General features: G+C 45.9%; 9 protein-coding genes and 1 rRNA gene. 7 read left to right on the forward strand and 3 right to left on the reverse strand.

Annotation, left to right across the window (positions count from 1 at the left end):
- On the forward strand, positions 1-444 hold a 444-nt coding region (locus ACK5MF_RS18575), incomplete at its 5' end, for a DUF494 family protein (RefSeq protein WP_416924011.1).
- A gap of 15 nt (positions 445-459) precedes the next feature.
- Positions 460-1,026 carry a type I DNA topoisomerase gene (locus ACK5MF_RS18580; RefSeq protein WP_416924012.1) on the forward strand — a complete coding sequence of 189 codons (567 nt, stop codon included), beginning with the start codon at positions 460-462 and terminating at the stop codon, positions 1,024-1,026.
- A gap of 60 nt (positions 1,027-1,086) precedes the next feature.
- On the opposite strand, the gene ACK5MF_RS18585 is transcribed toward ACK5MF_RS18580, so the two are convergent.
- Entirely contained in the window at positions 1,087-2,220 is a 1,134-nt protein-coding gene (locus ACK5MF_RS18585; protein ID WP_416924013.1) for a 5-(carboxyamino)imidazole ribonucleotide synthase, read from the reverse strand.
- A gap of 3 nt (positions 2,221-2,223) precedes the next feature.
- Positions 2,224-2,709 carry a 5-(carboxyamino)imidazole ribonucleotide mutase gene (purE, locus tag ACK5MF_RS18590; protein ID WP_416924014.1) on the reverse strand — a complete coding sequence of 162 codons (486 nt, stop codon included), beginning with the start codon at positions 2,707-2,709 and terminating at the stop codon, positions 2,224-2,226.
- 241 nt (positions 2,710-2,950) lie between these two features.
- Here purE and ACK5MF_RS18595 point away from each other — a divergent pair, with 241 nt between their 5' ends.
- The 4 genes from ACK5MF_RS18595 to ACK5MF_RS18610 all read left to right on the forward strand — a co-directional run bounded on the left by ACK5MF_RS18595 (position 2,951) and on the right by ACK5MF_RS18610 (position 5,637).
- Positions 2,951-3,508 carry an L-threonylcarbamoyladenylate synthase gene (locus tag ACK5MF_RS18595; RefSeq protein ID WP_416924015.1) on the forward strand — a complete coding sequence of 186 codons (558 nt, stop codon included), beginning with the start codon at positions 2,951-2,953 and terminating at the stop codon, positions 3,506-3,508.
- A 35-nt stretch (positions 3,509-3,543) separates the two neighbouring features.
- The gene (gene hemF, locus ACK5MF_RS18600) at positions 3,544-4,458 is read left to right on the forward strand and encodes an oxygen-dependent coproporphyrinogen oxidase (RefSeq protein ID WP_416924016.1); all 915 of its coding nucleotides are present in this window, start codon (positions 3,544-3,546) and stop codon (positions 4,456-4,458) included.
- A gap of 82 nt (positions 4,459-4,540) precedes the next feature.
- Positions 4,541-5,371 (forward strand): shikimate dehydrogenase, encoded by an 831-nt coding sequence (gene aroE / locus ACK5MF_RS18605; RefSeq protein ID WP_416924017.1) that lies wholly within the window; start codon positions 4,541-4,543, stop codon positions 5,369-5,371.
- The gene (locus ACK5MF_RS18610) at positions 5,371-5,637 is read left to right on the forward strand and encodes a DUF1488 domain-containing protein (RefSeq protein WP_416924018.1); all 267 of its coding nucleotides are present in this window, start codon (positions 5,371-5,373) and stop codon (positions 5,635-5,637) included. Before aroE ends, ACK5MF_RS18610 begins: the two co-directional genes overlap by 1 nt.
- Here ACK5MF_RS18610 and ACK5MF_RS18615 read toward each other — a convergent pair whose 3' ends face one another.
- Positions 5,638-6,186 carry a gamma carbonic anhydrase family protein gene (locus ACK5MF_RS18615; protein ID WP_416924019.1) on the reverse strand — a complete coding sequence of 183 codons (549 nt, stop codon included), beginning with the start codon at positions 6,184-6,186 and terminating at the stop codon, positions 5,638-5,640.
- A 522-nt stretch (positions 6,187-6,708) separates the two neighbouring features.
- Between ACK5MF_RS18615 and ACK5MF_RS18620 the strand changes: the two genes are divergently transcribed.
- A 16S ribosomal RNA gene (locus ACK5MF_RS18620) occupies positions 6,709-6,938 on the forward strand; the annotation flags it as partial.

A 6,938-nucleotide genomic window follows, 5' to 3' on the forward strand; every position in this document is an offset into this window, starting at 1 on the left:
ACTTATATCCATAGCGATGCAGAGTTGCAAGTGGATCAAGACGAGCTTGAAGATGAATTGCTTCAGGCAGGGTTTCACCAAAAAGATATCTACAAAGCCCTAAACTGGTTAGAAGATCTGGCGGCTTTACAACAAAATGACGCACATTCGGCAATCTCTACCAGTGCGGCAACCTCCATGCGTATTTTTACTGCGCAAGAGATGGTGCGTTTGAATATCGAGTCTCGCGGGTTCATTCTATTTCTAGAGCAAATCAAGGTATTAACGCCTGAAACTCGTGAAATGGTGATTGACCGGGTGATGGGGCTTGAGACCAATGAGTTAGAGTTAGATGATCTGAAATGGATCATCCTGATGGTGCTGTTCAATGTTCCGGGAAATGAGAACGCTTATACGCTGATGGAAGAGCTTTTGTACAGCAAAGAGCAAGGCATTCTTCATTAAGCTAATAAACGGATTATGAGCGGTAGAATTGATAACGAGCTGTTTTCAGCTCATGAACAAGCACTGAACGAACCTTGCCCACAATGTGGCGGAGCATTACAGCTTCGCCATGGCAAACACGGCCCATTTGTTGGCTGTACCCAATATCCTAAGTGTGACTACATTAAACCACTGCACCAGAATGACGGGCACATAGTAAAAGAACTCGGTGTGCCTTGCCCTGAATGCGGTAGTGAATTGGTATTGCGCCAAGGTCGCTATGGCATGTTTATCGGTTGCAGTGCTTACCCTAAGTGTCATCATATCGAATCGCAAGATACTGCTGACGATGAAGCGAAACCTAGTCAGTTATACGCTTGTCCTGAATGCGGCAAAGGTCATTTAGCCGAGAGAAAAAACCGCTTTGGTAAAACTTTCTATGCTTGTGATACTTATCCTAAGTGCAAGTTCGCGGTGAACTTACCACCAATGGCGGGCAAATGTGAGAAATGTGGCTTTCCATTGTTAGTCAAGAAAAAACTCGCCAGTGGCACTAAGCAGCAGTGTGCGGATCGCAAGTGTGGGCATGTTCAGGAGCATTAGAGAAACAGCTCTATAGAAACAGGCGCTTAAAGCGCCTTTTTTTGTGTTTGGAGTTCGGTCTTAAGATTTAAACTGTTTTGCCACTTCTTGCACGGCAGGGAACGCAACAGGATCTAACACTTCTGCTAATTCGCACAGTTTACGCACTAACTCACCGTGGTAATCTGCGGTCACGTTGATGTGGCCCATTTTTCTGCCTGGACGTTTTTCTTTGCCATACCAGTGAATATGACAGCCTTCCATAGCGAGTAGGCTTGCTGGTAGCGAATCCTCGCCAAGAATGTTGATCATCGATGTCGCACGAACCAGTTTGGTGCTGCCTAGAGGCATGCCACACACGGCGCGCAGATGGTTTTCAAACTGACAGGTTTCCGCGCCTTGTTGCGTCCAGTGACCTGAGTTGTGGACTCTGGGGGCAATTTCGTTAACCAGTAGCTTTCCCTGAACATCAAAGAACTCTAATGCCAATACGCCTACGTAATTCAACTTGTTGGCAACAGCCGCAAACATCTCTTTTGCCTGCTCTTGCAGCTCAGGAGCATCAATGGCAGTTGAAAGGCTAAGGACACCATTCACATGTACGTTTTCAGCTAATGGGTAAACGGCAACCTCGCCATTTTTGCCTCGCGCCCCGACCAGAGAAACTTCGCGGTCAAATGGCACAAACTCTTCTGCAACAATCGCTTGGTTATTAGAAGAAGCGATACACTCGGCCATCTCTGACCAAATTTTATCGGCATCTTCTGCGTTTTTCAGGCGCCATTGACCTTTACCGTCATAACCACCTAAAGCGCTTTTCAACACCATTGGAATGCCAACATGGGCAATGGCGGTATCAAAATCTTCACGAGTATTGATAGCGGTGTACTTTGCATTACGTACGCCAGCGTTATCTAACAGTGCTTTTTCAAGTCGGCGGTCACCACCAGCTTTAATGGCATCAGTACTTGGCAGGAATTTTCCGCTACATTCACACACGGCAAGCACATCATGCGGGATATGTTCAAATTCAGCGGTAATCACATCGGCTTTTTCAATCGCTTGCTCTAGACCATGACCAACCACAGCTTGCGTCAAAGGATGAACGACATTCTTGCTGTTAACGTCAAACGCAGAAATTTCAATATTAAGTGGTGCACCAGCCAGTGACATCATACGTGCAAGCTGGCCTGAACCTAATACCAATACGTGCATCGATTATTCCTCAACTGGATTTGGATTGGCCAGTACTGCTTCAGTTTGAGCGGTACGGAACGCTTCCACTTTCGCCATCACTTGTTCATCAAAAGTACCGATGATTTGCGCAGCAAGAAGACCTGCATTAGCTGCGCCAGCTTCACCGATGGCCAGTGTACCGACCGCAATACCTTTTGGCATTTGTACAATAGAGTACAGAGAATCTAAGCCAGAAAGAGCGCGAGATTGAACAGGAACACCGAGTACTGGCAAGCTAGTAAATGCCGCTGTCATACCCGGAAGATGTGCAGCGCCGCCGGCGCCGGCAATAATCACTTTTAGACCGCGTTCTTTGGCGCTGGTTGCGTAGTCTGCGAGGAGTTGCGGAGTACGATGAGCTGAAACCACTTTGGTTTCATAAGCAACACCAAATTGCTCTAGCATCTCTGCTGCTAGCTTCATGGTTGGCCAATCCGATTTGGAACCCATGATAATACCGACTTTCATCTCAAACTCCTTCAAGCGTTAAACGTTTTATTACGTGAGCGAACGACGCGCATTATACGAGGATTTTTACATCAAGCAAACGTTTGCGCTATTGTCTTCAGTAAATGTTAGTCGCTCATTTATGACCGTGGTTGACGATGATGCGCTTTGAACTTCCGTCCGTTAAGGTATAGGAGAAATCCCCGATAATTTGTACACTGGGCGCAAATAGCAATAAGTCAGCTCAATTAGGTCGTTTTTCGTGAATAATTTTCAACAAGCTTTACATGCATTGCAGTCTGGGGAAGTCATCGCTTACCCGACCGAAGGCGTTTTTGGTGTCGGTTGCGATCCGGATAGCCCTGAAGCTATCGAAAAATTGCTGCAATTAAAACAAAGACCTGTCGAGAAAGGTTTGATTTTAATTGCAGCTTCATACGAACAACTGCTTCCGTATATAGATGAAAGCCAGTTAACCGCAGAACAGTTACAACAAATTAAATCGACTTGGCCTGGTCCTGTCACTTGGGTGGTGCCTGCGAGCAGTAAAGTTTCCAAATGGGTCAGTGGTCAGTTTGAGACCATCGCTGTGCGTGTCACTGATCATCCTTTGGTTCAACGACTGTGTCATGCTTATGGCAAACCACTGACGTCAACCAGTGCAAACTTAACTGGTCAACCTTCGTGTATGACAACGGAAGAGGTTGAAGAGCAGCTTGGCGACAAACTGGTTGCGATTCTGCGTGGCGCAACTGGCGGGCGTAACAAACCAAGTGAAATTCGCGATGCAAAAACTCTACAAGTATTAAGACAGGGCTAGCTCACTCTGCGATGGGAATGCGTAAGGAACAAAAGATGTCGACAATTAATAAAGAAGCCGTGAAGCAGTTTTTGCTGTCACTGCAAGACCAAATCTGTCAGCGCTTGGAAAGCGTTGATGGTGGTGCCAAGTTTGTTGAAGATGCGTGGCATCGTGAGCCGGGCGAAAAGTTGGGTGGCGGTGGACGTTCTCGTGTGATGCGTGATGGCTTGGTGTTTGAGCAGGGTGGTGTGAATTTCTCACATGTTACAGGGAAGCAAATGCCGGCGTCAGCAACGGCGCATCGACCTGAACTAGCAGGACGTCAATTTGAAGCCATGGGTGTCTCTTTAGTTATGCATCCTAAAAACCCTTATGTTCCAACATCTCACGCCAACGTGCGCTTCTTTATTGCAGAGAAAGAAGGTGAAGAGCCAATTTGGTGGTTTGGTGGTGGTTTCGACTTAACACCTTTCTATCCTTTTGTTGAAGATTGCCAGCAATGGCATGAAACGGCGAAAGCGCTATGTGAACCGTTTGGTTATGGCGTTTATCAACAACATAAAGAGTGGTGTGACCGCTATTTCTATCTTCCTCACCGAGAAGAAACTCGCGGTGTCGGTGGGCTATTCTTTGATGATCTGAATCAGTGGCAATTTGATAAGTGCTTTGACTATATCAAAGCGGTCGGTGAAGGTTACTGCCAAGCGTATGTTCCGATTGTCGAACGTCGTAAAGCGACCGAGTATGGCGAGAGAGAACGTCAGTTCCAGTTGTATCGTCGTGGTCGTTATGTGGAATTTAACTTAGTGTTTGACCGAGGAACACTTTTTGGTCTGCAAACTGGCGGTCGCACAGAATCAATACTGATGTCTATGCCGCCTCTCGCTCGCTGGGAATATAACTACCAGCCGGAAGCTGGCAGCAGCGAAGCTAAACTGAATGAGTTTTTAGTGCCGCGTGAGTGGTGACAGAAATCGTACCGAGTGGTAGGGTCGTTACGTTCTGTTAATTAACAAACTCAGCGACCGTTTTATTGGTAGAGGCAGGGATATGGCTTTTGTAAAAGATCACTATGCAGTGTTTGGTAATCCTATCGGGCACAGCAAATCACCGTTCATTCACACATTGTTTGCGCGTCAAACCAATCAAAGCATGGAATACACTGCTGAGTTAGCGCCAGTTGATGGGTTTGTAGCAACAGCAAAAGCTTTCTTTGCTAACGGTGGCCGTGGTTGTAATGTTACGGTTCCTTTTAAAGAGGCGGCTTACAAGTTTGCTGACCGTTTAACCGAGCGAGCGCAACTCGCTGGTGCGGTGAATACATTAAAGAAACTGGATGACGGTGAGATCTTGGGAGATAACACTGATGGTGAAGGTCTGGTACAAGATCTGATGCAATATCAGGTGCCGCTGAAAGACGCTAAAATTCTACTGATTGGTGCTGGTGGTGCAGCTAAAGGTGCACTGAAACCACTGATTGATAAAGAGCCTGCAAGTATCACTATTACCAACCGAACGTTTGCCAAAGCGGAGTCATTAGCGCAGGCTTTTAGTCGCTTCAGTGATGTGAATGCTGTGGAAATGAGTCAAATTGAAGGCAGTTTCGATCTTATTATCAACTCAACCTCTGCCAGCTTAGATGGAAAGTTACCTGAAATATCCCCCTCTATATTCAGTGCTCAAAGCGTTACCTACGATATGATGTATGGCAAAGGCTTGACCATTTTTAACCAGTGGGCGCTGGATAATGGCTGTGGTCATGTCTATGACGGACTAGGAATGTTAGTTGGGCAAGCAGCCGAGAGCTTTATGTTATGGCGCGGTCTGCGCCCCGGCACAAAACAGATTCATCGTGAATTAAGAAAAAACTTGGAAGGCTAATGAACCAATCGATTCTTTTCCCAGATAGGCAAGAGTGGCACGCCGAATTAAAAGCGGTCACTTTTCCGGCTCAGCAATCTGGTGCTTTGATTGAATGCATCGTTTCGGTCGAGGAATTGATGAAGTTATCAGGCATGACGATTAATAGTGAGCAAGAAGCCCTAGCAGCATTTGCCTGTGTTCGATTTGATCTGGAAGAGTTAGCGGAAGAACTGATTGAAGACGAAGCCTTCAATCAGTTTGGTCAAATTGAAGTGATGAGCTAACTAAAGGACTTCTTCAACATCGTTTAGATAGTCGTTCTTGGTTTGCACGTAGTTGTCAGCGGACTTCAGCAAAAATGCTCGTTCTTTATCAGATAGAGGCCGAGCTTGTTTCACTGGACTTCCCACATATAAATAGCCACTTGCTAAAATTTTTCCCGGCGGCACTAAACTACCTGCACCAATCATCACATCGCTTTCTATGACGACACCATCCAGAACAATCGCTCCCATTCCAACAAGTACGCGATCACCAATGGTACATCCGTGCAGCATCACCTTATGACCAACAGTGACATCATTGCCTATGATTAATGGATACCCGTTAGGGTTTTCCGTATTTTTATGAGTAACGTGTAAAACACTGCCATCTTGGATATTAGACCGCTCACCGATTTGGATATGGTTTACATCGCCACGAGCGGCAACTAACGGCCAGATACTGGTGTCGTCTGCTAATCGAATATCACCCACGATGACTGAGGAAGAATCAATATAAACGCGAGAACCAATTTTAGGTGCGATTCCTTTATAACTACGAACAGGGCTCATATGGCCTCCTTTTATGGCTGACAAAGGCATATTAAAAGGCTATTAGTTGCATTTATAGCCCGTTGCGCGCAAAAAACAGCCAAACAAACAAAAAATCGAAAAAAAACAAAAAAAGCACTTGCCAATGTGAAGCTGATCTCTATAATGCCCCCTCGCTGACACGGACAAGCTTCGAAAGAAACGAACGTGAACCAGCAAGGTTGTTTTGTAAGGCTGAAAAGCTTACGAAAATAAACTGAAAAAAGTGTTTGACACGGCAGTTTATATCGCTAAAATGACCGCCTCTTCCGAAGTGACCTAAGTCACTAACGTGTAGGAAGAAAGCTCTTTAACAATTTAAACCTATCAATCTGTGTGGGCACTCGTTGATGAAAATCGATTTAGATTCCTCGGAATCAAATTTAGATTTCAATGAACTGAGTGACCAATTTGAATGAGCAATCATTCGAGCACAGTCAATTCACTATCGTTGCTCTTTGTAGTAACGAAAGTAATCAGTATTCGTTGAGTCAACAAAATCTTAAATTGAAGAGTTTGATCATGGCTCAGATTGAACGCTGGCGGCAGGCCTAACACATGCAAGTCGAGCGGCAGCACAGAGAAACTTGTTTCTCGGGTGGCGAGCGGCGGACGGGTGAGTAATGCCTGGGAAATTGCCCTGATGTGGGGGATAACCATTGGAAACGATGGCTAATACCGCATAATGCCCTTTCTTTTACGAGATGGGGCCAAAGAGGGGGACCTTCGGGCCT

This window comes from Vibrio sp. (assembly GCF_047973365.1).
In the GTDB taxonomy this organism is placed as follows: Bacteria; Pseudomonadota; Gammaproteobacteria; order Enterobacterales; family Vibrionaceae; genus Vibrio.

What these genes read in the sequence shown, in the direction of transcription:
- ACK5MF_RS18610 (WP_416924018.1), top strand. Translation starts at nt 5,371, where the DNA reads ATGAACCAATCGATTCTTTTCCCAGATAGGCAAGAGTGGCACGCCGAA.
- ACK5MF_RS18585 (WP_416924013.1), bottom strand. Translation starts at nt 2,220, where the DNA reads ATGCACGTATTGGTATTAGGTTCAGGCCAGCTTGCACGTATGATGTCA.
- hemF (WP_416924016.1), top strand. Translation starts at nt 3,544, where the DNA reads ATGTCGACAATTAATAAAGAAGCCGTGAAGCAGTTTTTGCTGTCACTG.
- aroE (WP_416924017.1), top strand. Translation starts at nt 4,541, where the DNA reads ATGGCTTTTGTAAAAGATCACTATGCAGTGTTTGGTAATCCTATCGGG.
- purE (WP_416924014.1), bottom strand. Translation starts at nt 2,709, where the DNA reads ATGAAAGTCGGTATTATCATGGGTTCCAAATCGGATTGGCCAACCATG.
- ACK5MF_RS18580 (WP_416924012.1), top strand. Translation starts at nt 460, where the DNA reads ATGAGCGGTAGAATTGATAACGAGCTGTTTTCAGCTCATGAACAAGCA.
- ACK5MF_RS18615 (WP_416924019.1), bottom strand. Translation starts at nt 6,186, where the DNA reads ATGAGCCCTGTTCGTAGTTATAAAGGAATCGCACCTAAAATTGGTTCT.